This window comes from Pseudomonas yamanorum (assembly GCF_013386765.1).
GTDB lineage: Bacteria > Pseudomonadota > Gammaproteobacteria > Pseudomonadales > Pseudomonadaceae > Aquipseudomonas > Aquipseudomonas yamanorum_A.
In genome coordinates, this window is sequence record NZ_JACARE010000080.1 from 706 (window position 1) to 1548 (window position 843).

Genomic DNA, 843 nt, shown 5'->3' on the forward strand with positions numbered 1-843 from the left:
CGGCGCCTGGGAGCGCCTGGCCGAATACACCAAACAAGCCCTGCAACCCTTGGGCTTCAAGGTGCAAGTGGTGACGTCTGACGCTGCCACCTGGTTCCAGCGGGTCAGCGATTGGGACTTCGACCTGACCTACAACTTCATCTTCCAGATCGGCGACCCGTACCTGACCAACGCCTACCTGTACCGCTCCGACTACATCCTCAAGACTTCACCGTTTGCCAACGTCAGCGGCTACAACAGCCCCGAGGCCGACGCCCTGTGGACCAAGGTCGCCAACACCCCGGATGGCCCGGAGCGCACCCAGCTCTACAGCCAATTGGAGAACGTGCTGAACACCGACCTGCCGATCGCGCCGATCTTCGAAATGCGCTACCCGACGCTGTTCCACAAAGAGGTGAAGAACCTGCTGCAGACCGCCACCAGCCTTAACGAAGACTACGAAAGCGTCTACCTCGACGCGCCCGCGCCATGAACGGGCTGCTGTATTTCAGCGGCCGCCTGCTCAAGGCGTTGTTGATGATCGTGGCGGTGCTGGTGCTGGGCTTTTTGCTGATCCGCCTGGCGCCGGGTGACCCGGCGCTGCTGTTGGCTGGCGAGGCGGGAGTGGACGATGTGCAGTTCATCGAACACCTGCGCCAGACCATGGGCCTGGACAAGCCGTTGCTCCAACAGCTGCTGATCTACCTGGGCAATATCGCCCATCTGGACCTGGGTTACTCCTATCGCAACCAGACCTCGGTGTGGTCGCTGATTGCCGAGCGGCTGCCGGCGACATTGGCCCTGATGGGCTCGGCATTCGTGCTCTCGTCGGTGCTCGGCGTCACCCTCGGCACCCTGGCCGCC

At 62.5% G+C, this 843-nt stretch carries 2 pseudogenes; both read left to right on the forward strand.

The features are described from left to right. Positions 1–472 (forward strand): annotated as a pseudogene (locus HX875_RS32950) (ABC transporter substrate-binding protein); the annotation flags it as partial. Further along, positions 469–843, forward strand: a pseudogene (locus HX875_RS32955) (ABC transporter permease); the annotation flags it as partial. The pseudogenes HX875_RS32950 and HX875_RS32955, both read left to right, overlap by 4 nt.